The following is a 23,539-nucleotide window of genomic DNA, read 5'->3' on the forward strand; positions in this document are numbered from 1 at the left end:
GCTCAAAAAGTGGTCAACCGGCACCTGCGCAATTCGTTAGCTTGATTTCAGGATAATTATGAGCAAGAGCACCGCTGAGATCCGTCAGGCGTTTCTCGACTTTTTCCATAGCAAGGGACACCAGGTTGTTGCCAGCAGCTCCCTGGTGCCGAACAACGATCCGACCCTGCTGTTTACCAACGCCGGGATGAACCAGTTCAAGGATGTGTTCCTTGGTCTCGACAAACGTAATTATTCCCGCGCGACTACCGCGCAGCGTTGCGTGCGTGCGGGCGGTAAACACAACGACCTGGAAAACGTCGGCTACACTGCACGTCACCACACTTTCTTCGAAATGCTGGGTAACTTCAGCTTCGGCGACTATTTCAAACACGACGCCATCAATTACGCATGGGAACTGTTAACCGGTGAAAACTGGTTCAACCTGCCAAAAGATCGCCTGTGGGTGACCGTTTACGAAACCGATGATGAAGCCTTTGATATCTGGGCAAACGAAGTCGGTGTTCCGCGTGAACGCATCATTCGTATTGGCGATAACAAAGGCGCACCGTTTGCCTCTGACAACTTCTGGCAGATGGGCGATACCGGTCCGTGCGGTCCGTGCACCGAAATCTTCTTCGATCACGGCGACCATATCTGGGGTGGACCTCCGGGCAGCCCGGAAGAAGACGGCGATCGCTACATTGAAATCTGGAACATCGTCTTCATGCAGTTCAACCGCCAGGCTGACGGCACCATGGAGCCGCTGCCAAAACCGTCCGTTGATACCGGTATGGGGCTGGAGCGTATTGCGGCTGTGCTGCAGCATGTGAACTCCAACTATGAAATCGATCTGTTCAGCAAGCTGATCCAGTCTGTGGCTCGTGTAACCGGTGCGACCGATCTCAACAATAAATCGCTGCGGGTTATCGCGGATCATATTCGTTCCTGTGCGTTCCTGATTGCCGATGGTGTTATCCCGTCGAATGAAAACCGTGGCTATGTGCTGCGCCGCATCATTCGTCGCGCCATTCGCCACGGCAATATGCTGGGCGCGAAGGACACCTTCTTCTACAAACTGGTTGCGCCGCTGATTGAGGTCATGGGCTCCGCCGGTGAAGACCTGAAACGCCAGCAGGCGCAGGTTGAGCAGGTGCTGAAAACCGAAGAAGAGCAGTTTGCCCGCACGCTGGAACGCGGACTGGCGCTGCTCGACGAAGAACTGGCGAAATTGAAGGGCGACACGCTGGACGGCGAAACCGCTTTCCGCCTGTACGACACCTACGGTTTCCCGGTGGATCTGACTGCCGATGTGTGCCGCGAGCGCAATATCAAAGTTGACGAAGCGGGCTTTGAAGCCGCGATGGAAGCACAGCGCCGCCGCGCCCGTGAATCCAGCGGTTTCGGCGCCGACTATAACGCGATGATCCGCGTTGACGGGGCGTCAGAATTCAAAGGTTACGATCACCTTGAACTGAACGGCAAAGTGACGGCGCTGTTTATCGACGGCAAGTCTGTGGATAGCGTCAGTGCAGGCCAGGATGCGGTTGTCGTACTGGATCAAACACCGTTTTATGCGGAATCCGGCGGCCAGGTTGGCGATAAAGGCGTGCTGAAAGGCGCGGGCTTTACCTTTACCGTCAGCGATACGCAGAAATATGGTCAGGCTATCGGCCATCTCGGCACGCTGGCAACCGGCTCACTGAAAGTGGGTGATGCGGTACAGGCCGATGTCGATGAAGCGCGTCGCGCACGGATCCGTCTGAACCACTCCGCTACGCACCTGATGCACGCCGCGCTGCGTGAAGTGCTGGGTACACACGTTGCGCAGAAAGGCTCGCTGGTTAACGACAAAGCACTGCGCTTTGACTTCTCCCATTTCGAAGCCATGAAACCGGAAGAGATCCGCCGCGTGGAAGACCTGGTCAACGCCCAGATCCGCCGCAACCTGCCGATCGAAACCAACATCATGGATCTCGATGCGGCGAAAGCAAAAGGGGCGATGGCGCTGTTCGGCGAGAAGTATGACGAGCGGGTGCGCGTCCTGAGCATGGGCGATTTCTCTACAGAATTGTGCGGCGGGACTCATGCCAGCCGTACTGGTGATATCGGTCTTTTCCGTATCACTTCCGAATCGGGTACTGCCGCAGGCGTTCGACGCATTGAGGCTGTTACCGGTGAGGGTGCCCTGGCTAACCTGCATGCAGAAAGCGATCTTCTCAGTGAAGTGGCGCAACTGCTGAAGGGCGACAGCCATAATCTGACTGATAAAGTACGAACCGTCATGGAACGCACCCGTCAGCTGGAAAAAGAGCTGCAGCAGATGAAGGATCAGGCTGCGGCGCAGGAGAGTGCAAATCTCTCCAGTAAAGCCATCGATATCAACGGTGTGAAGCTGCTGGTTAGCGAGCTGTCCGACGTTGAACCTAAGATGCTGCGCACGATGGTTGACGACCTGAAAAATCAGTTGGGTTCCACGATTATCGTTCTGGCGACAGTGGCTGAGGGTAAGGTTTCTCTGATTGCGGGCGTGTCGAAAGATGTTACCGACCGTGTCAAAGCAGGCGAACTGATTGGTATGGTTGCTCAGCAGGTAGGTGGGAAGGGGGGCGGACGTCCGGATATGGCTCAGGCCGGTGGTACTGACGCGGCTGCACTCCCGATAGCTCTGGCCAGTGTTAAAGACTGGGTGAGCACAAAACTGCAATAACTATAAACGCTTGCAGGCGCCAAAACTCAGGGGTTACGGCGCCTTGCTATGCGGTATCGATAACGATAAAGTCAGGTTGAAATTGTGTATATCGGCTAAACTTACGTTTAACAGAATGTGATGCCATGACTGCTTACGCGCCCGCGCGTTTGTCATCGCTTACTTTTTGGCGTTATATGATGGATAATGCCGGGATACAGAGAGACCCGACTCTTTTAATCTTTCAAGGAGCAAAGAATGCTGATTCTGACTCGTCGAGTTGGTGAGACCCTCATGATTGGAGATGAGGTCACTGTGACAGTTTTAGGGGTTAAGGGTAACCAGGTTCGCATCGGTGTAAACGCCCCTAAAGAAGTCTCTGTTCATCGTGAAGAAATCTACCAGCGTATCCAGGCTGAAAAATCCCAGCAGTCCAGTTACTAAGGTTCTTGCGTCTCACTCTGTGGTGAGACGCAACCCACGATTTACCTCCTCTTTCACCGTATTTAATCCCGTTTCCGCCGCACTGACATTGCTGTGCTGACGCAGGTTGGCTGTTGATAAAACACCCTTTTTGCCGTTTTTGCAGGCTAATTGCGCGTGAAGTGTGCAAACGATGAAAGGTTCGGAAAAATTGTTTGACTTATAAGTCTCAGAAAGTAATATGTGCGCCACGCAGCGACGATGAGCTTAACTAAGTTCTTCGAAGCACTCGTAAGAGGCGTGTGGTGAGGTGGCCGAGAGGCTGAAGGCGCTCCCCTGCTAAGGGAGTATGCGGTCAAAAGCTGCATCCGGGGTTCGAATCCCCGCCTCACCGCCATTTTGCATCCGTAGCTCAGCTGGATAGAGTACTCGGCTACGAACCGAGCGGTCGGAGGTTCGAATCCTCCCGGATGCACCATATTTCTGAAGTAATATGTACGTCTCCTGATGCATCCGTAGCTCAGCTGGATAGAGTACTCGGCTACGAACCGAGCGGTCAGAGGTTCGAATCCTCTCGGATGCACCATCTTCTCGAAGTAACATGTACGTCTCCTGATGCATCCGTAGCTCAGCTGGATAGAGTACTCGGCTACGAACCGAGCGGTCAGAGGTTCGAATCCTCTCGGATGCACCATCTTATTGAAGTAACATGCACGTTTCCCGATGCATCCGTAGCTCAGCTGGATAGAGTACTCGGCTACGAACCGAGCGGTCGGAGGTTCGAATCCTCCCGGATGCACCATATTCTCCAGTATAACAGCGATACTGTTGTTTCATGGTCTGCGGAATGCCCGCAAGCACCAGGGAGGATAACGTTGCGTAAGCAACGGCCCGCAGGGCGAGGCGCAGCCGAGTAATCCTCTCGGATGCACCATCTCTCTTATTGAAATTTTCTCTCCCGATAACTCCCTGTTTCCTATTGGCAAATCTTCTGGTTTCCGGCTAGTTTATATTTGTCATTAATACGTTTGCGGGTAGCAAGGAGAATATTCCATGAAAGGTTTCAAAGCATTGGCTGCATTCGGCGTTGCGGCACTGGTCGCATTATCCCTGTCCGGCTGCGCAGGCTCTTCCACCAAAGAAAGCACTGGCGGTTATATTGACGATACTGTCGTGACCACCAAAGTGAAATCTGCGTTATTCGGCGACAAAGCGATAAAATCCAGCCAAATCAGCGTTGAGACATTCAAAGGGCGCGTGCAACTGAGCGGTTTTGTGGATTCCGAAGCCGATGCGAAACGGGCGGTAGAAGCGGCGCGTAAGGTTCCTGGCGTACGCGTTGTTGAAAATGATCTGCGGATCCGTTAAATCAGACACTATGTCACGAAAGGCACCGCAAGGTGCCTTTCTCGTTTCTCTATCCGGCGGCGACAAAAAACGCCTTTTGCGATAAAGTAACGTTTTGATATTCGGTTTGTGAGGGCGCAATGTACGAACGCTATGCAGGGCTGATTTTCGACATGGACGGCACGATTCTGGACACCGAACCCACCCACCGTAAAGCGTGGCATGAGGTACTGGGGCGTTACGGAATTCGCTTTGACGAACAGTCCATCATTGCGTTGAACGGTTCGCCGACCTGGCGCATCGCGCAGGAAATTATCACGCTGAATCAGGCCGATCTCGATCCCCACGCGCTGGCCCGCGAGAAAACGGACGCGGTTAAAATCATGCTGCTGGATTCGGTACAGCCATTACCGCTGATTGACGTTGTCAAAGCGTGGCATGGCCGTCGCCCGATGTCTGTCGGTACCGGCAGCGAAAGCGCGATAGCCGAGGCGCTGCTGGCGCATCTGGGATTACGTCACTACTTTTCTGCCGTCGTTGCCGCCGATCACGTCCGGCATCATAAACCTGCCCCTGACACCTTCCTGCTTTGCGCTGAGCGCATGGGCGTCGAACCTGCAAAATGTATCGTGTTTGAAGATGCGGATTTCGGCTTACAGGCCGCGGCAAGCGCAGGCATGGACGTAGTGGATGTCCGGCTATTGTGAGTGATGGCCTGTCGCTCCTTTCACTGTTTGCCAGCAGTTTTCTCAGTGCAACCTTGCTGCCCGGCAACTCTGAAGCCGTACTGGTTGCGTTGTTGCTGTCCGGCGCCAGCAAACCCTGGCTTCTTGTGTTAATAGCAACAATAGGTAATAGCGCTGGAGGGGCAACTAACGTTATTCTTGGTCGCCTGTTTCCGTTGCGCAAGACGTCGCGGTGGCAGGAAAAAGCAACGGGATGGTTGAAGCGCTACGGCGCGGTCGCGCTGCTGTTGAGCTGGATGCCTGTTATGGGCGATTTGCTGTGCCTGCTGGCGGGATGGATGCGCATTCCCTGGGGGCCGGTACTCTTTTTTTTATGCCTTGGAAAAGCGTTGCGCTATGTCGTCGTGGCGGCGGCAACACTCCAGGGGATGATGTGGTGGCACTAATTGCTTTTTTGGTGACCTTTAAGCGTCCACCATTACAATTATGCTTAATAAAACGATTTTGACAGGCGGGAGGTCAATTTGATCCCGGACGTATCACAGGCTCTGGCCTGGCTGGAAAAACACCCTCAGGCGTTAAAAGGGATCCAGCGCGGTCTTGAGCGCGAAACGCTGCGTGTGAATGCAGACGGCACGCTGGCGACTACCGGACACCCGGAAGCGTTAGGCTCGGCGTTAACGCATAAATGGATTACCACCGATTTTGCCGAAGCTTTGCTGGAGTTTATTACTCCGGTGGATGGCGACATCGATCATATGCTGACTTTTATGCGCGACGTGCATCGTCATACCGCGCGTCAACTGGGCGAAGAGCGGATGTGGCCGCTGAGTATGCCCTGCTACATCGCACCCGGTCAGGATATCGAACTGGCGCAATACGGCACCTCGAATATGGGGCGGCTGAAAACGCTCTATCGCGAAGGGCTGAAAAACCGCTATGGCGCGCTGATGCAAACCATTTCCGGCGTCCATTACAACTTCTCGCTGCCGATGGCATTCTGGAAAGCGAAGTGTGGGGTTGATGACGTCGACAGCGGCAAAGAGGCGATTTCAGCTGGCTATTTCCGCCTGATCCGCAACTATTACCGTTTTGGCTGGGTGATCCCATACCTGTTTGGCGCATCACCGGCGATCTGCGCCTCTTTCCTGCAGGGCAAGCCAACGACACTGCCGTTTGAGAAAACCGACTGCGGCATGTACTACCTGCCGTATGCCACCTCGCTGCGTCTGAGCGACCTCGGCTATACCAATAAATCGCAAAGCAATCTCGGAATTGCGTTTAACGATCTCCACGACTATGTGGCAGGATTGAAGCGCGCGATCAAAACCCCATCGGAAGAGTACGCGAAAATTGGCGTGCAGAAAGACGGTAAGTATCTGCAAATCAACAGCAATATTCTGCAGATTGAAAACGAGCTGTATGCGCCAATTCGCCCGAAACGCGTGACTCGCAGCGGTGAAACCCCGTCGGATGCGCTGCTGCGCGGCGGCATCGAATATATCGAAGTGCGTTCGTTAGACATCAACCCGTTCTCACCGATTGGCGTTGACGAGCAGCAGGTGCGTTTCCTCGACCTGTTTATGGTCTGGTGTGTGCTGGCGGATGCGCCGGAAATGAGCAGCGACGAGCTGCTGTGTACCCGGACTAACTGGAACCGGGTGATCCTCGAAGGCCGTAAACCGGGGCTGACGCTCGGGATTGGCTGCGAAACCGCGCAATTCCCGCTGCCGCAGGTGGGCAAGGATCTGTTCCGCGATCTCAGCCGTGTGGCGCAGACGCTGGACGGCATCGACGGCGGAAATGCCTACCAGAAAGTGTGCGATGAACTGGTCGCCAGCTTTGATAATCCAGAATTAACTTTCTCAGCACGCATTCTGCGTTCTATGATTGATGAAGGCATTGGTGGAACCGGAAGGGCACTGGGAGATGCGTATCGTAATCTGTTGCGTGAAGAGCCGCTGGAAATCCTGACGGAAGCCGAGTTTGAGGCGGAGCGCAGTGCATCACTGCAGCGCCAGCGTGAGGCGGAAGCGGCGGACAGCGAGCCATTCTCTGCACTGGTTGCGCGGCACGCGTGACAGAAAAGAAAAAGGCCACATCACTGTGGCCAAACTTTCATCTCTGAATACAGGGATGATGATAACAAATGCGCGTCTTTCATATACTCAGACTTGCTCCACCAGAAAGAGTTCATTTTATTTTAAAAAAAATCACTGTCGGAGGTGACGAATGCCATTACTAGATAGTTTCACTGTCGACCATACCCGAATGGAAGCACCTGCAGTCCGCGTCGCAAAGAATATGCACACCCCACACGGCGATGACATCACCGTATTCGACCTGCGCTTTTGCATCCCGAACAAAGAAGTGATGCCGGAAAAAGGGATCCACACTCTGGAGCACCTGTTTGCCGGTTTCATGCGTGATCACCTCAACGGCAACGGCGTTGAAATCATTGATATTTCCCCCATGGGCTGCCGTACCGGTTTTTATATGAGCCTGATTGGTACGCCGGATGAGCAGCGTGTTGCCGATGCCTGGAAAGCGGCAATGGCCGATGTGCTGAAAGTCAAAGATCAGAACCAGATCCCGGAGCTGAACGTCTATCAGTGCGGCAGCTACACCATGCACTCGCTGGATGAAGCGCAGGACATCGCCCGTCACATCATCGAGCGCGGCGTTCGCGTTAACAGCAACGCAGAACTGGCTCTGCCGAAAGAGAAACTGCAGGAACTGCACATCTAGTCCCGTGTCCCGCAGCAAAAAAAAGCCAGTTCAACATGAACTGGCTTTTTTGTTAGTGCGCACCGCCTCCGCCACCACCTGCACCAAACGGCGGCCGGGCAAACCACACCAGGCCAAGCAGCACAAGGAAGATCCCGGCGGAGATCCAGAAAATCTCATTAGCCGAGATAATCAGCCCCTGGTCAGTTATCTGCTGCGCTATCCAGCCGGATGCCTGCTGTTGCGTCATCCCCATTCCCTGCAACTGATCATACGTCTGTTGCGCGTTCGGGTTGAACGGGTTCACTGACTCCGTAAGCTGCGCGTGATGCATCGCTTCACGGTTCGTCCACATGGTGGTGGTGATCGAGGTGCCTATTGAGCCCGCCAGCGTACGGGTAAAGTTTGACAGGCTCGACGCCGCCGCCAGACGTTCCGGCGGCAAGCCAGACAGCGTGATGGTGGTCAGTGGCATAAAGAAGCAGGCCACGGCGAAACCCTGAATAAACTGCGGCCACGCGGAGGCGCCGAAGTCCATACCCGGTTCAAAGGTGTACGCGCGCCAGTAGAAGCACACGGCATACATAATGAAGCTGAAGGTCACCAGGCGTCGCATGTCGAGCTTATGGGCGAAACGCCCGATGATCGGCGACAGCAGCACCGGGATCACCCCGACTGGCGCGGACGCCAGCCCGGCCCAGGTGGCGGTATAGCCATACACCTCCTGCAACAGCTGCGGCAGCAGAACGATCGCGCCGAAGTAGAGCATATAAGCGAGGCTGATACACAAACAGCCAATGGTAAAGTTTCGCGACTTAAACAGCGACAAATCGACGATCGGGTTGTCGTCCGTCAGTTCCCAGACAACCAGGAAGCTTATCGCCACGACCGCCACAATGGTCAGTGTCACCACTTCAGTGGAGTTAAACCAGTCCAGCTCTTTACCACGGTCGAGCATGATTTGCAGGCTGCCGATACCCACCACCAGCAGCGCCAGACCAATCCCGTCAATCCGCCGCTGTTCTGTCCGGGTTTCGCGATTGCGCAGGGTTTGCAGGGTCATCAGCACCACGACCACACCAATCGGGACGTTGATGAAGAAGATCCAGCCCCAGTGATAGTTATCGCTGATGTAACCGCCGAGGATCGGGCCACAGATAGGCGCCACGATAACGGTCATTGACCACAGCGCCAGCGCGATAGAGCGTTTGGCGGGTGGATAGTTACTTAACAGCAAACTCTGCGACAGCGGGATCAACGGCCCGGCGACAACCCCCTGAATGACGCGGAAGAAAATCAGCATCGTCAGGCTGTTTGACACGCCACAGGCCCAGGAGGCGATGACGAAGGCGACGGTGGACCACAAAAACAGTTTCACTTCGCCGACACGCTTCGCCAGCCAGCCGGTAATCGGAATGGAGATCGCGTTCGCCACCCCGAAAGAGGTGATCACCCAGGTCCCCTGGCTCAGCGACGAGCCAAGGTTACCGGCGATGGTAGGGATCGCCACGTTAGCAATGGTGGAGTCCAGCACCTGCATGAAAGTCGCAAGAGACAACGCAATGGTCATGATGACCAGCTGCGCCCCCTCCAGCGGTTTTTGCTGTTGCATTACACTCACCCCGGATTAGTTAGCGTTCGCCTGGACGATGTCGTTGATCTCTTTGTTCACCGGATCAAGGCTGATTTCACGGGCATCGCTTTCATAGGCCGGGTCGGTACGGACCTGACTTGCCAGCATCTGGCCATCGCGGTTTGACGTATCCACTTCCACCAGCGTTGACAGACCAATACGCAACGGGTGTTCGGCGAGCTGCTTCGCATCCAGCTCGACACGCACCGGCAGACGCTGAACCACTTTGATCCAGTTACCGGTGGCGTTTTGCGCCGGAAGCAGAGAGAACGCGCTGCCGGTACCCATATCGAGACCCACCACTTTACCGGTGTATTTCACGTCATCGCCGTAAATATCGCTGATAACCGTGACGGGCTGACCAATGCGCATATGCGCCAGTTGCGTCTCTTTAAAGTTGGCATCGACCCACAGATTGTTCGCTGGCACCACCGCCATCAGCGGCGTGGTCGGGCTGATCTGCGCGCCAGGCTGTACAGCGCGACGAGAAACATAACCGGTCATCGGGCTGACGATTTTCGTACGTTGCAGGGCGAGCCATGCGTTACGTACGTCAGTCGCCGCTTGCTGAACGGCAGGTTGTTCTTCCAGCTTAGTCGCCAGTACCATTGCCTGATTGGCGTTGTACTGTTGGATTGCCACGTCCAGTTCGGCCTGCGCGCTGGCGACGGCATCACGGGCGTGTTGCAACTCTTCACGACCAATCAGGTTAGCGCTGCCGAGCGGAATACGACGGTTAAGGTCGGTTTGCGCCTGAGACAGTGCGGTTTTTTTGACGTCGATGTTCGCCTGCAACTGCTTGCTGTTGATCATCAACTGGCGAGTCTGGCGAACGCTGGAAGCCAGCTGCGTTTTGGCTTTTTCATAAGCCTGCTGCGCATCGGTGGGATCCAGGCTGACCAGCACGTCGCCTTTCTGTACAAAATCGGTGTTGTCAGCCCAGACTTTCGTCACGCTGCCAGACACCTGCGCCATGATCTGAACCTGATTTCCTGCCACGTAGGCATCGTCAGTTTCTTCATAATGGCGGAGGACCAGGAACCAATAAATGCCATAGGCCACGGCAATAATAATAAAGAGCAAAGTCAGCAGCAGAAGGGCACCTTTACGTTTACCTTTCTTACTGGCAGGTTGCTGCGGGGTTTGCATCTCCGCATTAGCGCTCATTGTGTATCTCCACGATCTTCTTATTTCACATCGGCTGGGCCGACCTGTTTGTCAGAAAGGCCAGCAGTTCGACCTGCTGGCCTGACGGTTTCTTTTATTGAATCAGGATAAGTGAGCGATCCCTGGCTTAACGAAGGGCCTCTAAAACGGCACCATCTTCATCCATTTGGTCAAGGCGAGTCAGTAACTTACGGGTGATGTGCTCAAGCTGGTCTTTCTCGGCGGTTGTCAGCGAAGACCAGAGTTGATGCAGGCAGTGGTGTTGCGGAGGCAAAACCTCGCGCAGGAACTGGTGACCTTTTTCGGTCAGTTGCAGGTGCAGGCAACGGCGATCATTGTCGCTTTCGCGACGCTCGATCCAGCCACGTTTTTCCAGTTCATCAGCGATACGGGTAGCGTTGGTGCGGGAAGAGCCCAGCGCACAGCTCAGCTCAGACGGCTGAATACTGTGGTTTTCCTGAGACTCAAGCGTAATCAGCGCCATGAACAACGTCTCGTTAATCCCCTGAGCTTTCAGCATTTTATTACGGTTTTCCAGCAGCTTGCCCTGCATGTGCATGCTTAAGCGGGTAAGGAGGATCTCCTGATAGGGAAAATCTTCATGACGGCTGGCGCGGAATTTTAGCATTTGTTCAATGGGCGTGAACGAACTATCCATTTGGGTATAACCTCATTAATTGCAGCCGATATAGTAACGATAGTGACAAATAAAGTAAATGAATTATTTGTGCGAAGTTCATTATTCAAGTCTATAAAAGGAATAAATATTTCCATGCCAGGCCATAGGCCAGCGCGCTCAGCAGCACGGGGAAAATAATGCTCCGCGTTCTCCAGAAGCTGACGCCCAGCACGGCAAAACCGATCAGGGTCGGTAACAGGCGACGGGCATCCGTCATCACTTCTGGCGCGGTGGACACCACCAGCAACGCGCAAATTGAAGCGATGCCGATGGTGTCGAGCAGTACGCCAACCGCGCCCCGGCGCGACGGGCGATGATGCCCGGCTCGCAGGCGTAACGGCAGGTAGCGGAAGAGATAGTTAGCGCACCCCACCAGCAGGCCGAGGAACAGAACATCAGTGCTCATTGAGTTCTCCCGACAGGATGGACTGCACCAGCGCGGTCAGGCAGCCGCAGACGATGCCCGCAAGGATCGCGGCGGGAATCGAAAACAGCGTCACGCCAGCCAGCGCGCCGACGAGCGACGCGGTGACGCACAGCGACTGCTTGCGCTGGAACGAGGCCAGCAGAAAACTCAGGAACAGCGCGGGCAGCATAAAGCCGAGCGCCGCTTCCACCGCCGGGAACCCCTCCAGCAAACCGCTGCCGGAATACGCGCCCATCACCGTACCGAGTACCCAGGAAGCCCAGGAACAGAAGGCGATGCCGATCATCCAGTTTTCGCTCCAGCCGCGCTGATCACGCACCAGCTTTGCGGTGGCCGCGGCAAACACTTCGTCCGTCAGCCCGAAGGCCCACAGCGCGGTTTTCGGTTTACGCAACTGTGCCGCAATGCGACTGCGCAACGAGGGGCCGTACAGCACATGGCGCACATCCATCGCCATCACGGTCAGCGCCGCCACCCACAGTGAACTGCCAGCGGCCAGCATCGCGGTGATCACGAACTGGCTGGCGCCCGCGTAAATAATGCAGGAGAAGAAAACGCTTTCGAGCGGCGTAAATCCGAGCTTCGTGGCATTCAGTCCAAAGGCAAACGCGACGGGAATATAGCTGATGACAATCGGTAAACTGTCTTTTACGCCTTCGAACAGCGTTGACGGACCAGGCGACGGCACACCCGTCAATTCGGCAGGGGTTTCCATAGTGGTTTTAACTGAATGACGAATAAATAACGGGCGAAAAAGTAACCCGGGTTAATAAGTCGTTACACCTTAACAGACTGAAGGGCGGCTTAACACCCCGCAGTCTGGTAAAGGCATGAGACGGGTGAATTTTACTTAAGCCTCGGGCGCCATACGATGATAGCCACGCCACCAGACCAGCAAATTCAGTACGGCGACGATGGCACCCACGAGACATACGCCGGTCCAGCCCGCGTGTTGCCAGGCTGATGCGGAGAGGAGCGAACCCGCCGCGCCGCCAATAAAGTAGCTGGTCATGTAACCCGCGGTCAGACGGTTGCGCGCCTCGGGGTGGCTGCGGTAAATCACCGTCTGGTTGGTGATATGCACTCCCTGAACGGTGAGGTCAAGCACCAGGATGCCGATAACCAGCGCCAGCACAGAAACATGACCGAACCAGATGGCGATCCACGACAGCAACAGCAGTACCAGACCGAGGGTGGTGGTGAGGTGAGATTTGCCTTTATCCGCCAGTCCTCCAGCCGGACGCGCGCCCAATGCACCTGCTGCACCTGCGAGGCCAAACAGGCCGATCACGCCTTCAGAAAAGTGAAACGGTGCGCCCGCCAGCAGAAAAGCCATCGACGTCCACAGAATGCTGAAATTGGCGAAGGTCAGGCAGCCGAGCAGGGCGCGGGTGCGCAGCAGTTTTTCTCCGGAAAACAAACGGAAAATCGAGCCCAGCAACTGGGGATAGTTAAGATGATTTTCCTGCTTAATCTTCGGCAGACCGCGCCACAGCGCCAGCGCCATCAGCACCATCAATACGCTGGCGACCCAGTAGACCGTGCGCCAGCCACCGAGACTGGCGAGCAGCCCTGCGACGGTGCGCGCCAGCAGGATCCCAAGCAGCAGGCCGCTCATGATCGTACCCACGACTTTGCCGCGTTTGTCCGGCGTGGCGAGCGTGGCGGCCAGCGGCACCAGAATCTGCGCCACCACAGAAAACAACCCGGTCAACAGGGTACCGATAATCATCAACGTCAGTGACTGGCTGCAGGCGGTGATCAGCATGCCACCCGCCGCCAGCAGCGTCATGGTAACGATAAGTCCCCGGCGCTCGAACATATCGCCCAGCGGCACCAGAAACAGCAACCCTGCGGCATAGCCGAGTTGCGCGGCGGTGACGATAAAACCGGCCTGCCCGGCGGAAAGCGAGAAGGCGCGAGCGATAGTGTCGAGTAAAGGTTGCGCGTAATAGTTGCTGGCAACAGCCAGCCCGGTCGCCACTGACATCAGCACGATTAACGCCGGGCTCAGTCCAGAATTGGGTTTGGTCATGAATATTCATCAGATAAAGGATTAAGCGATAACGTCATGATAACCAAAGTGAGAAAAATGAGGAGTATGTCTGGTGTCGGAAAGTGCCATTTGTTTTTATTTTGCCTGGCTCTGTTTTTTTAAGGTGCAATTCTGGTATTGCTGAAATACCACCCTCCTGTCTCATCTCACCAGACTGGAGTATTTTTTATGACATTACAATTAACCGGGAATGACCTTCATGGCTGGTCGCCGTTTGGCGAGGCAGCAAAGCGTAGCAGAGTGTCAGCTTCTCTGGCCCGTTTGGCGAAGGCGGTATCAACAGATAGCGATGTCAGAAGGTGCCGCCGCCGCTGTGACGACGGCAGGGTTTGTAGAAACTGGCGTGACGGTAGCAGCATCGGTGGCCACAGGTGTGTCTGCGAAGGCGGTGAAAAATAAAAACCCTGAAGCGGCACGAATGAAGCGCTCACCTCTTACGCCGGACCTTCCCGTACCACGCAATCCACCTTTATCGGGTATCACGGTACTAACGTCAATGGCGCTGCCGGTCTCATCAGTGAAGGGCCTCGGCAACCGTTCGCCAGGCATCTCATCGGCGACAGGCAGCGTAATCAGTGAATCTGAAGCGGTTGATTATATGGCGAGAGCACGACGGGCGGGCTGCCGTTAAAGATAAAAAGCCCCTGGCGCACTTCATCGCCAGGGGCTTTTCTTGTTACTTCTGCGCCGCCAGCGCTTCTTTTACCCAGCCATCAAACTGCTGCTGGTGGGCGTTGATCCAGCCATCCACGTGACCCTGAATGTCTGCTTCAGAGGCTTTGCCCTGATGCATCATGGCGTTCTGGGCGTTGATATCGGCGATGGGCAGTTTCATCACCGAGAACAATTTCGCCGCCGCCGGGTTTTTCTCCGCCCAGGCTTTGTTGGCGACAATGTGCATGGTATTCACCGGGAAACCATAGTTCGCACCGTTCGGCAGTTTGGTGTCGATGTCTTTTTGTTCGCCAGGCATTGAAGAGAACGGTACCTGCAACCAGACCACATCTTTACCCGGTTTCAGCACGTCGCTCACCCAGTACGGCGTCCAGGTGTAATACAGCACGGGTTTGCCTTCTTTAAAGCGGGTGATGGTGTCGGCCATCATCGCCGCATAGTTCCCCTGATTGTGCTCGACGGTTTTGCTCAGGTCGTACGCGCCAATCTGGTGATTAATCACCGCTTCGCAGCCCCAGCCCGGCGTACAACCAGTCAGGTCCGCTTTGCCGTCGCCGTTGGTATCAAACAGGCTGGCGATCTTCGGATCTTTTAGCTGATCGATACTTTTGATGTGGTACTGCTCAGCGGTTTTCTTGTCGATCAGGTAACCCTGCGCCGCGCCAGTCACAAACACGCCTTCACGGTAGAATTTCTTGTCACCACCAGCGGCGGCGTACATGTCATCATGCAGCGGCTGCCAGTTAACGGCGGTAAAGGTGGCGTCGCCGGACGCGATAGAGGTGTAGCCGACGTTGTAATCCACTTCACTCGGCTTGCTGACGGTATAACCCAGTTTTTCCAGTGCGCGGCTGACCAGCAGCGTCTGGAAGGTTTCTTCCGTGATGGTGCTTTGTACCGGCAGAACGGTAATGCCTTTGCCAGGCAGATCGGCAGCAAATGTGCTGGTGGATACAAGGGTGGCAAACGCTGTGGCAAAAAGTACTTGATGTCGCATCGTTGTTCCTTATTCGTTATTTAGTGAAAGGGCGAGTGATCAACCCAATGGGGCCGGTAGAGTACCAGCGACGGTTGCCGCGACTGCGGGCGTCGCGACCCATTGCCTGGGTCAGGCGGTCGAGAATAATGGCGAGAATGACAATCCCCACGCCGCCGACGGTCGCCAGACCCATATCGAGACGACCGATGCCGCGCAGAACCATCTGACCGAGACCGCCGACGGCGATCATCGAGGCGATTACTACCATCGACAGTGCCAGCATCAGGGTCTGATTCACCCCGGCCATAATGGTCGGCATCGCCAGCGGCAACTGCACTTTGAACAGCATCTGGCGCGGGCTGGCGCCAAACGAGCGTGATGCTTCAATCAAGTCCGCAGGCACCTGGTTAATCCCCAGAATGGTCAGACGGACAATCGGCGGCAGGGCGAAGATAATGGTCACCACGACGCCCGGCACATTGCCGATACCGAATAACATCACGATCGGCACCAGGTAGACGAACGCCGGGGTGGTCTGCATCGCATCCAGTAACGGACGAATGATTTTCGATGCGCGCGGGCTGCGCGCCAGCCAGATCCCGAGCGGCAGGCCGATGATCATGCAGAAAAACAGTGCAGTGAGTACCAGCGCCAGCGTGACCATTGCCTGCGACCAGGCACCGATGGCGCCGATGGCAATCAGCGAAATCAGTGTCGCGATCCCCATGGCGGGGCTGGCGATCTGCCAGGCGATCAGCGCGAAGAGCACGATAGCGACCGGCGCAGGCATCCCCATCAGCAATTGCTGGAAGGTGCTCAGAATGTAATCCACCGGCACGCGAATGCCCTGGAACAGCGGGCGGAAATGCATCACCACCCAGTCAATGCCGTGCGTCACCCAGTTGTCGAGCGGGATCAGCGTCTTATGGAACGGATCCATAATATTAAAATGTTCCGGCTGTGGCGCAGGCGCGTTGTTCAGCCAGTCGGCGCCACCGCCGTCAGTCGGTGCTGGTGTTGAACCGCCGCCGCCCCAGGCATCTGCCGATGCGGCGGCGTTGTCATTTGCGGGTGCGGCATCCCACGGATTATTTTGATCAGCCATTGTTTGCCCCCTCGCGATCTAAAGCCTGTAGCAGCATGCGCTTTGAAATGATGCCAACGTACTGTTGTTCTTCGTCCACCACCGGAACCGCGCAGGGCGCCTGACCGACATGGGAGAGCAACTCGCTGAGCGGTGTCTGAGCATCGACAGCCAGCTGCGCGTCAATCAACGCGGCGTCGATACTCTGACCTTCCGTCAGTGCGGCTTTCAGGGAATCAATGGAAACAACGCCGACGAATTTATTGCCGCGTTCGATGACGTAACCGAATTCACGGTCTTCATCCTGCAGCAATTTCAGCGCTGAGCGCGGGCCGAAACCTGGCGTACGGCGAAGCAATCCGTTCGGCGAACGGCGGGCAATGTCTTTGGCGCTGAACACCTGGCTGATATCCACGCCACGGAAGAAAGTGCGGACATAATCGTTGGCAGGATTATTCAGAATTTCGTCTGGCGTACCGACCTGAACCACTTCGCCATTTTGCATAATGGCAATGCGGTCGCCTATTCGCATCGCTTCATCGAGATCATGCGAAATAAAAACAATGGTACGCTGGTGTTTCGCCTGCAATTTCACCAGCTCATCCTGCATCTCAGTTCGAATTAAGGGATCAAGCGCTGAGAAGGCTTCGTCCATTAATAAGATGTCGGGATTGATGGCTAATGCGCGGGCCAGACCAACACGCTGCCGCATGCCGCCGGATAATTCATCAGGATAAGCATGGGCATAATTCTCCAGCCCCACCTGACGTAATGCATCAAGGGCTTTTTCCTGACGTTCCTGTGGTGATATTCCGGCGAGTTCCATGCCGAACGCAGTATTATCCACCACGGTCATATGTGGCATCAGGGCGAATGACTGGAAGACCATCGCAATTTTCTTTCTGCGAACCTCACGGAGTTCGTTGTCTGATATTTTGGCGATATCCACGCCGTCAATCAGCACCTGTCCGCGGGTGGGTTCAATCAGGCGATTGAGAAGGCGTACCATAGTGGATTTACCGGAGCCGGATAATCCCATGATGACAAATATCTCGCCTTCTTCAATGGCCAGACTGGCGTCTTTAACGCCAAGCGACAGTCCCGTCTTTTCCAGAATTTGTTCTTTCGAAAGTCCTTTTCCGATATATTTGAAAGCCCGCTGTGGAGACTCGCCAAATATTTTATAGAGATTTTTGATTTCTAATTTAATTGCCATGCAATAAGAAGTTTCCTGTTATATATTTGCGCTATAAATTACCCGATTAAAAATAATTGTCTGGCAATACCCTAACATACTCAGAATCTGAGACAACCCTTGGTGGGGAAATGGCGTGGCATTGGTCTGGCGAGAATCGCCGGAGTTTCCCATGAGATAAGGGCTGAGCGGGAATTGAATTTTTGTCAAAAACTTGCTGTCACCCAGCACAATTTCGGCTGGATCGTGATGATTCAGTCGAATATGACGGCGCGATGACAGTGTAGTCGGTGATAAATATTTGTGTGGAAAAAATGGCAGAAAAGGGGAAATATTTCGGTAAATAACCGTAAATATTTCCCCCAAAACAGGCGTATCAGAAATTCCAGTCTTCGTCTTCGGTGTCGACCGCTTTGCCCATTACATAGGATGATCCTGAGCCGGAAAAGAAGTCATGGTTTTCGTCCGCATTCGGTGACAGCGCGGCGAGGATCGCCGGATTCACCGCCGCCATCTCGGGCGGGAACAGCGCCTCGTAGCCAAGATTCATCAGCGCCTTGTTGGCGTTGTAGCAAAGGAACGCTTTTACGTCCTCTTCCCAGCCGCTACCCGCATACAGTTCGTCGGTGTAGGCTATCTCGTTGTCATACAGCTCCATCAGCAGTTCCAGAGCAAAGTGTTTAAGTTCTTCGCGTTTCCCGGCGCTCACTTTCTCCAGCCCTTTCTGATACTTATAGCCGATGTAATAACCGTGAACGGCTTCATCACGAATGATCAGGCGAATAAGATCCGCGGTGTTGGTCATCTTGCCGCGGCTGGAGAAATACATTGGCAGCCAGAAACCGGAATAAAAGAGGAACGATTCGAGAAAGACGCTGGCGATTTTCTTTTTCAGCGGTTCGTCGGCGGCGTAATAGTCGAGGATCAATTGCGCTTTGCGCTGCAGCGGTGCGTTTTCTTCACTCCAGGCATAAGCGGCGTCGACATCCCGGGTCTGGCACAGTGTCGAGAAAATCGAACTGTAAGAACGGGCGTGTACCGCTTCCATAAAGCTGATATTCGACAGTACCGCTTCTTCGTGCGGCGTCAGCGAATCGGGCATCAGCGACGGCGCACCCACGGTATTCTGAATGGTGTCGAGCAGTGTCAGACCGGTAAACACGCGGATCGTCAGTTGCTGCTCTGCGGGCGTGAGCGTCTGCCAGGCCGGAATGTCGTTCGACAACGGCACTTTTTCCGGCAGCCAGAAGTTGCTGGTCAGACGGCTCCAGACTTCAAGATCTTTATCGTCCTGAATTTTGTTCCAGTTGACGGCGCTGACGCGTGATAATCGGTTCATCCTTCTCTCCTTACAGCGCGCAGGACACGCAGCCTTCAATTTCAGTACCTTCCAGCGCCAGTTGACGCAGGCGAATGTAATACAGCGTCTTGATCCCTTTCTTCCACGCGTAGATCTGCGCTTTGTTGATATCGCGTGTCGTGGCGGTATCGGGGAAGAACAGCGTCAGCGACAGCCCCTGATCGACATGGCGCGTCGCTTCGGCGTAGGTATCAATGATTTTCTCCGGTCCGATTTCATACGCATCCTGGTACAGCGCCAGGTTGTCGTTGGTCATAAACGGCGCCGGATAATACACGCGCCCGGTTTTGCCTTCCTTGCGAATTTCCACCTTCGAGACAATCGGATGAATGCTGGAGGTGGCATGGTTGATATACGAAATAGACCCGGTCGGCGGCACCGCCTGCAGGTTCTGGTTATAAATGCCATAGCGCATCACGTCATCACGTAACTGCTGCCACATCGCGCGGTCGGGCAGGGTGATACCAGCGCGGGCAAAAAGCGCACGGACTTTCCCGGTTTTTGGCTGCCAGTCGCCTTCCAGGTACTGGTCGAAAAACTCACCGCTGGCATAGCGTGACTGCTCAAAACCCGCAAAGCGCTGACCGCGTTCGCGCGCCAGCAGCATCGAGGTATTCAGCGCATGCCAGGTGATGGTGTAGAAATAAAAATTCGTGAAATCCAGCCCCTCTTCACTGCCGTAGGCGATCCCTTCGCGGGCCAGATAACCGTGCAGGTTCATCTGCCCGAGGCCAATGGCGTGGGAGGCGGCGTTGCCCGCTTCGATCGATGGTACCGAACGGATGTGGCTCATGTCTGAGACCGCCGTCAGGCCGCGTACTGCGGTTTCAACGGTACGACCAAAGTCGGGGGAATCCATGGTGTGGGCAATATTCAGCGACCCCAGATTGCAGGAGATATCGCGCCCGGTGTTGGCGTAATCGAGATTCTCGTCGTAGGTGGATGCGCTGTTGACCTGCAAAATTTCTGAGCACAGGTTGCTCATGTTGACGCGCCCGGCGATGGGGTTGGCACGGTTAACCGTGTCCTCATACATAATGTACGGATAACCGGATTCGAACTGAATTTCGGCAAGCGTCTGGAAGAAGTCACGGGCGGAAATCCAGCTTTTACGGACCCGCGCGTCGGCAACCAGCGTGTTGTACATCTCGCTGACGGCGATATCGCCAAACGCTTTCCCGTACAGGCGCTCCACGTCGTACGGTGAGAACAGCGCCATTTGCGCGTTTTCTTTCGCCAGACGGAAGGTGATGTCCGGGATCACCACGCCCAGCGACAGCGTTTTAATCCGGGTTTTTTCGTCGGCGTTTTCGCGTTTGGTATCAAGGAAACGCAGAATGTCCGGGTGATGCGCATGCAAATAAACGGCTCCCGCGCCCTGACGCGCGCCGAGCTGATTGGCGTAGGAGAAGGCATCTTCCAGCATTTTCATCACCGGAATGACCCCGGAGGACTGGTTTTCAATCCGCTTGATTGGCGCACCCGCTTCACGCAGGTTGGAGAGCAGAAACGCCACGCCGCCGCCGCGTTTTGACAACTGTAGCGCTGAATTCACCGCACGACCGATCGACTCCATATTGTCTTCAATGCGCAGCAGAAAGCAGGAGACCAGTTCGCCGCGCTGCTGTTTGCCGCCGTTGAGGAATGTCGGGGTGGCTGGCTGAAAACGCCCGGAGAGTATTTCCTCCGTCAACTGGCGGGCGAGGGCTTCATCACCCTGCGCCAGCGTCAGCGCCACCATCACCACCCGGTCCGGGAAATGTTCCAGATAGCGTTTGCCGTCGAAGGTTTTCAGCGTATAGCTGGTGTAATATTTCCACGCGCCGAGGAACGTCTGAAACTGAAAACCGCTGGCGTGCGCGTGGGCAAACAACTCGACCACGAAAGAGCGCGAATAACGCGCCAGCACGTTGGCGTCGTAATACCCTTCGGCGACCAGCCAGTCGAGGCGGGCATCCTGCGAATCAAACACGACGCTGTTTGGCTGCACGTGGCTGCTCATAAACATCGCCACGGCTTCCCGGTCTTTGTCGAACTGAATGCGGCCCTCTGCATCATACAGATTCAGCATGGCGTTCAGGGCATGGTAGTCCGGCGTGCTCTGCATCACGCGCTCTGCGGTTGTCGTTGCCAAAATTCGTTCACTCCTTTCCGAACGCTGTCGATATCGTATTGGGTGCCCATCAGCTCAAAGCGCCACAGGTACGGCACGCCGCATTTTTGCGCGATGACATCACCGGCACGGGCAAACGCCTCGCCAAAGTTGCGGTTGCCCGAGGCAATCACGCCGCGGATCAGCGCGCGATTATGGGGATCGTTTAAAAAGCGGATCACCTGGCGGGGCACGGCGCCTGCGGTTCCGCCGCCACCGTAGCTCGGGACCACCAGAATGTAGGGTTCGTTCACCTGGATGCGTTCGCGCTCATTGAGCGGGATCCGCACCGCGGGCAGCCCCAGACGCTCAATAAAGCGGAGCGTGTTTTCGGAGCTGCTGGAGAAGTAAACGAGCTGACTCATGCGCTGGCCGCAATGGCATCCGGACGCAGACGGTTAATCATATCCGGACGAAAGCCGGACCAGCTCGTCTCACCCGCCACCACGACCGGCAACTGACGGAAACCCAGCGAGCGCAGGGAATCCACGGCCTCGGGGTGCAGGTCGACGTTAACCATCTCAAATTCAAATCCACGGCTTTCCATCGCCCGTTTCGTGGCGTGGCACTGAACACAATCATTTCGAGTGTAAATAGTAATGCGCATGATTCGTATTTCCGTTTAAAATGACAAAGCGGCGCAATGGTGAGCGTCGGTCAGGGTGTGGTGACTACAAAGGAAATACTAGATGTAGTTGAATTAAACTTCAACCATACAATATATAGTATTTTTAGGTTGATTAACCTCTGTTGATGAACGTGGCGGGGGAAGGGGGATTTATCCCGAAATTACAGGGGCATACCGCTAAAAATAAAAACCCCTGCGGGCAGAAGCCCACAGGGGTAGACGCGTATTTATTCTCATCACTGACAGTATGATTATCGGCGTAAACTCAGCAATGCGCCAATAAAAATACCGACAGCGGCAGCAGCGCCAACGCTCTGCCAGGGACGATCGCGTACGAAGGTATAAGCGCAATCCGCAGCATCGCGGGCCGCCTGGTGTGCTACGGTCCGTCCATGCATTCTGGCGCGGGTTTCACGCAATAGCGACTGCGCCTTGCGACGCGCGGCGTCGGCTTCGTCTTTGGCATCACTGCCCCAGGATTTCAGCACGGCTTCCAGCGAGTCGGCCAGCTGGCTGACATCATTCTGAATATCCTGTACACCGTCATTCACGTCGTTTCTGTTTGGTCGGTTAAACATGTGACCCTCCTTCGTTTTCGCGGTGAAGTAAAGTGTAGAACAGATTTTTTATCCTCTGAGATAAATCACGCCTTATTGCTCCCTTTGTGGAATTTTCTGAAAGCGATGCTATTGCTGAATACGATAAGGTAGCGATGCAGTAAAAGATAACGAGGAATTATTATGTATTTACGACCCGATGAGGTGGCGCGCGTTCTTGAAAAAGCGGGATTTACGATGGATAGCGTAACCCAAAAAACGTACGGATATCGCCGTGGTGAGAATTATGTTTACGTCAATCGTGAAGCCCGCATGGGGCGTACGGCATTAATCATCCACCCGGCGCTGAAAGAGCGCAGTAACATGCTGGCGGAACCTGCGTCGGAAATTAAAACCTGCGATCATTACCAGCAATTCCCCCTCTACCTGGCGGGTGATGCGCGAGAGCATTATGGTATCCCTCATGGTTTCAGTTCGCGGATCGCGCTGGAGCGTTTTTTAAACGGATTATTTGGTGATTCCGTCAATTGAAAAAACGACTGGCGTATGCCAGTCGCTAAATATCAGGCTTTGGCCTGGTAATAATTGCCTACGCGGAACAAGCGGCGGCAATAATCAAGGAAGTAGCCGTAAGCGGCGCCCATCAACATCGAAATGACAATATTCGAACTCACCGCCGCGACAATCTGGTGCCAGTCAGCGCCTACCGTCAGCAGGATAGCGACATACACCGGCGACTGGAACGTCACATACGCCAGCACATCCGCCAGATTTCTCATCCAGCCCGCCGGGCTCAGGCGTTTTGCCTGACGCATAATCACATCGCGATACATTCCGTATGGCCATGCAATAAGAATATTGACCGGGATCGCCACCAGCCGCGATGACAGCGACTGCTCGAAGGTCATACCTGAGAGAAAAACCTCAATCAGCATGTTCACGACGGAACAGTAGACCACCATAGCAAAGGTATCTGCTGCCGCATGACGCAGGCGGGACTGCGCAGAGAACATCGATTTGCTCCTCAAAAGTTAGCCGTAAACACCAGGGGATGTCCTGTTTTGCAGCGTGATTGGTTGGCTGGTTCAGGTGTTTA

The 23,539-nt window shown here is 54.9% G+C and carries 24 protein-coding genes and 5 tRNA genes; 14 read left to right on the forward strand and 15 right to left on the reverse strand.

What is annotated here, in order from left to right:
• The first annotated feature begins 58 nt into the window (after positions 1–58).
• The 12 genes from alaS (at position 59) to luxS (ending at position 7,872) form a co-directional block, all read left to right on the forward strand.
• Positions 59–2,689 (forward strand): alanine--tRNA ligase, encoded by a 2,631-nt coding sequence (alaS, locus tag AOY23_RS04735; RefSeq protein ID WP_054177676.1) that lies wholly within the window; start codon positions 59–61, stop codon positions 2,687–2,689.
• 237 nt (positions 2,690–2,926) lie between these two features.
• The gene (gene csrA / locus AOY23_RS04740) at positions 2,927–3,112 is read left to right on the forward strand and encodes a carbon storage regulator CsrA (protein WP_000906486.1); all 186 of its coding nucleotides are present in this window, start codon (positions 2,927–2,929) and stop codon (positions 3,110–3,112) included.
• 283 nt (positions 3,113–3,395) lie between these two features.
• Positions 3,396–3,488 (forward strand) — tRNA-Ser (locus AOY23_RS04745).
• A 4-nt stretch (positions 3,489–3,492) separates the two neighbouring features.
• Positions 3,493–3,569 (forward strand) — tRNA-Arg (locus tag AOY23_RS04750).
• 31 nt (positions 3,570–3,600) lie between these two features.
• A tRNA-Arg gene (locus AOY23_RS04755) sits at positions 3,601–3,677 on the forward strand.
• 31 nt (positions 3,678–3,708) lie between these two features.
• A tRNA-Arg gene (locus tag AOY23_RS04760) sits at positions 3,709–3,785 on the forward strand.
• A 31-nt stretch (positions 3,786–3,816) separates the two neighbouring features.
• Positions 3,817–3,893 (forward strand) — tRNA-Arg (locus AOY23_RS04765).
• 251 nt (positions 3,894–4,144) lie between these two features.
• Complete coding sequence (locus AOY23_RS04770; protein ID WP_054177677.1) at positions 4,145–4,459, forward strand: BON domain-containing protein; 315 nt, start codon at positions 4,145–4,147, stop codon at positions 4,457–4,459.
• A gap of 119 nt (positions 4,460–4,578) precedes the next feature.
• Positions 4,579–5,145 (forward strand): fructose-1-phosphate/6-phosphogluconate phosphatase, encoded by a 567-nt coding sequence (gene yqaB, locus AOY23_RS04775; protein WP_054177678.1) that lies wholly within the window; start codon positions 4,579–4,581, stop codon positions 5,143–5,145.
• On the forward strand, positions 5,142–5,570 hold the full coding sequence (locus AOY23_RS04780) for a YqaA family protein (protein ID WP_054177679.1): 429 nt from the start codon (positions 5,142–5,144) through the stop codon (positions 5,568–5,570). Before yqaB ends, AOY23_RS04780 begins: the two co-directional genes overlap by 4 nt.
• A gap of 78 nt (positions 5,571–5,648) precedes the next feature.
• A complete protein-coding gene (gene gshA, locus AOY23_RS04785) occupies positions 5,649–7,205 on the forward strand; it encodes a glutamate--cysteine ligase (protein WP_054177680.1) in 1,557 nt (518 codons plus the stop codon).
• A 151-nt stretch (positions 7,206–7,356) separates the two neighbouring features.
• Entirely contained in the window at positions 7,357–7,872 is a 516-nt protein-coding gene (gene luxS, locus AOY23_RS04790) for an S-ribosylhomocysteine lyase (protein ID WP_054177681.1), read from the forward strand.
• A gap of 52 nt (positions 7,873–7,924) precedes the next feature.
• Here luxS and emrB read toward each other — a convergent pair whose 3' ends face one another.
• The 6 genes from emrB to AOY23_RS04820 form a co-directional block, all read right to left on the reverse strand.
• Positions 7,925–9,463, reverse strand: coding sequence for a multidrug efflux MFS transporter permease subunit EmrB (gene emrB / locus AOY23_RS04795; protein ID WP_054177682.1), 1,539 nt, complete (start codon positions 9,461–9,463; stop codon positions 7,925–7,927).
• Between the two features lie 15 nt (positions 9,464–9,478).
• Positions 9,479–10,651 (reverse strand): multidrug efflux MFS transporter periplasmic adaptor subunit EmrA, encoded by a 1,173-nt coding sequence (gene emrA / locus AOY23_RS04800; protein ID WP_054177683.1) that lies wholly within the window; start codon positions 10,649–10,651, stop codon positions 9,479–9,481.
• 127 nt (positions 10,652–10,778) lie between these two features.
• Entirely contained in the window at positions 10,779–11,309 is a 531-nt protein-coding gene (gene mprA / locus AOY23_RS04805) for a transcriptional repressor MprA (RefSeq protein ID WP_049849900.1), read from the reverse strand.
• 91 nt (positions 11,310–11,400) lie between these two features.
• Positions 11,401–11,736: an L-valine transporter subunit YgaH gene (gene ygaH, locus AOY23_RS04810; protein ID WP_054177684.1), complete on the reverse strand. Its 336-nt coding sequence runs from the start codon at positions 11,734–11,736 to the stop codon at positions 11,401–11,403.
• Positions 11,726–12,472: an AzlC family ABC transporter permease gene (locus tag AOY23_RS04815; protein WP_054177685.1), complete on the reverse strand. Its 747-nt coding sequence runs from the start codon at positions 12,470–12,472 to the stop codon at positions 11,726–11,728. The genes ygaH and AOY23_RS04815 overlap by 11 nt, the downstream gene beginning before the upstream one ends.
• Positions 12,473–12,607: 135 nt before the next feature.
• Positions 12,608–13,792: an MFS transporter gene (locus tag AOY23_RS04820; protein ID WP_054177686.1), complete on the reverse strand. Its 1,185-nt coding sequence runs from the start codon at positions 13,790–13,792 to the stop codon at positions 12,608–12,610.
• 310 nt (positions 13,793–14,102) lie between these two features.
• Here AOY23_RS04820 and AOY23_RS22485 point away from each other — a divergent pair, with 310 nt between their 5' ends.
• Positions 14,103–14,444: a hypothetical protein gene (locus AOY23_RS22485; RefSeq protein ID WP_152958435.1), complete on the forward strand. Its 342-nt coding sequence runs from the start codon at positions 14,103–14,105 to the stop codon at positions 14,442–14,444.
• Between the two features lie 45 nt (positions 14,445–14,489).
• Here AOY23_RS22485 and proX read toward each other — a convergent pair whose 3' ends face one another.
• The 8 genes from proX to AOY23_RS04860 form a co-directional block, all read right to left on the reverse strand.
• Positions 14,490–15,485 carry a glycine betaine/L-proline ABC transporter substrate-binding protein ProX gene (proX, locus tag AOY23_RS04825; protein ID WP_054177687.1) on the reverse strand — a complete coding sequence of 332 codons (996 nt, stop codon included), beginning with the start codon at positions 15,483–15,485 and terminating at the stop codon, positions 14,490–14,492.
• Positions 15,486–15,501: 16 nt separating this feature from the next.
• Positions 15,502–16,572, reverse strand: coding sequence for a glycine betaine/L-proline ABC transporter permease ProW (gene proW, locus AOY23_RS04830; protein WP_054177688.1), 1,071 nt, complete (start codon positions 16,570–16,572; stop codon positions 15,502–15,504).
• Complete coding sequence (gene proV, locus AOY23_RS04835) at positions 16,565–17,767, reverse strand: glycine betaine/L-proline ABC transporter ATP-binding protein ProV (RefSeq protein ID WP_054177689.1); 1,203 nt, start codon at positions 17,765–17,767, stop codon at positions 16,565–16,567. Before proV ends, proW begins: the two co-directional genes overlap by 8 nt.
• A 355-nt stretch (positions 17,768–18,122) precedes the next feature.
• Complete coding sequence (gene nrdF / locus AOY23_RS04840) at positions 18,123–19,085, reverse strand: class 1b ribonucleoside-diphosphate reductase subunit beta (protein WP_054177690.1); 963 nt, start codon at positions 19,083–19,085, stop codon at positions 18,123–18,125.
• A gap of 10 nt (positions 19,086–19,095) precedes the next feature.
• Entirely contained in the window at positions 19,096–21,240 is a 2,145-nt protein-coding gene (gene nrdE, locus AOY23_RS04845) for a class 1b ribonucleoside-diphosphate reductase subunit alpha (protein ID WP_054177691.1), read from the reverse strand.
• The gene (gene nrdI / locus AOY23_RS04850; protein ID WP_054177692.1) at positions 21,213–21,623 is read right to left on the reverse strand and encodes a class Ib ribonucleoside-diphosphate reductase assembly flavoprotein NrdI; all 411 of its coding nucleotides are present in this window, start codon (positions 21,621–21,623) and stop codon (positions 21,213–21,215) included. The genes nrdE and nrdI overlap by 28 nt, the downstream gene beginning before the upstream one ends.
• Positions 21,620–21,865: a glutaredoxin-like protein NrdH gene (nrdH, locus tag AOY23_RS04855; RefSeq protein WP_054177693.1), complete on the reverse strand. Its 246-nt coding sequence runs from the start codon at positions 21,863–21,865 to the stop codon at positions 21,620–21,622. Before nrdH ends, nrdI begins: the two co-directional genes overlap by 4 nt.
• A gap of 272 nt (positions 21,866–22,137) precedes the next feature.
• Positions 22,138–22,464 (reverse strand): ElaB/YgaM/YqjD family protein, encoded by a 327-nt coding sequence (locus tag AOY23_RS04860; RefSeq protein WP_054177694.1) that lies wholly within the window; start codon positions 22,462–22,464, stop codon positions 22,138–22,140.
• A gap of 162 nt (positions 22,465–22,626) precedes the next feature.
• Between AOY23_RS04860 and AOY23_RS04865 the strand changes: the two genes are divergently transcribed.
• Positions 22,627–22,974, forward strand: coding sequence for a DUF2002 family protein (locus tag AOY23_RS04865; protein WP_054177695.1), 348 nt, complete (start codon positions 22,627–22,629; stop codon positions 22,972–22,974).
• 32 nt (positions 22,975–23,006) lie between these two features.
• Here AOY23_RS04865 and alaE read toward each other — a convergent pair whose 3' ends face one another.
• Positions 23,007–23,456, reverse strand: a complete 450-nt coding sequence (alaE, locus tag AOY23_RS04870) for an L-alanine exporter AlaE (protein WP_054177696.1) — start codon at positions 23,454–23,456, stop codon at positions 23,007–23,009.
• Positions 23,457–23,539 lie beyond the last annotated feature (83 nt).

The organism is Trabulsiella odontotermitis (genome assembly GCF_001297775.1).
Taxonomy (GTDB): domain Bacteria; phylum Pseudomonadota; class Gammaproteobacteria; order Enterobacterales; family Enterobacteriaceae; genus Trabulsiella; species Trabulsiella odontotermitis.